Consider the following 290-nt stretch of genomic DNA (forward strand, 5'->3'; position numbering starts at 1 on the left):
AATCTCATACGGGAACATTTGGTGGCGCAGCCGTTCTTACAAGGTGATGAAACGCCGTATAAGGCGATCCGTGATCCTCGCAAATCAGGTCGGTCACACGGATACATGTGGGTGATGCGCTCGGTGCAGTCATCTAGTGAGCCTGGCGTTTATTACGCGTATGATGCCACACGTGCCGGAGCGTTCGCCCAAGAATTGTACGAAGGCTTCTCCGGTGTGCTCCAGTGTGATGGTTATTCAGGCTATAACAAGCTTGATGATGCGATCACCCGCACTGGATGTATGGCGCA

The 290-nt window shown here is 52.8% G+C and carries 1 protein-coding gene; it reads left to right on the plus strand.

Features of this window, described 5'->3' with window-relative positions; genetic code table 11:
- The coding region (locus tag FD01_RS12800) for an IS66 family transposase (protein WP_156647318.1) at window positions 1-290 on the plus strand (290 nt) is incomplete at both ends.

The sequence above is a fragment of the Lacticaseibacillus manihotivorans DSM 13343 = JCM 12514 genome (assembly GCF_001435035.1).
GTDB classification, from domain to species: Bacteria; Bacillota; Bacilli; order Lactobacillales; family Lactobacillaceae; genus Lacticaseibacillus; species Lacticaseibacillus manihotivorans.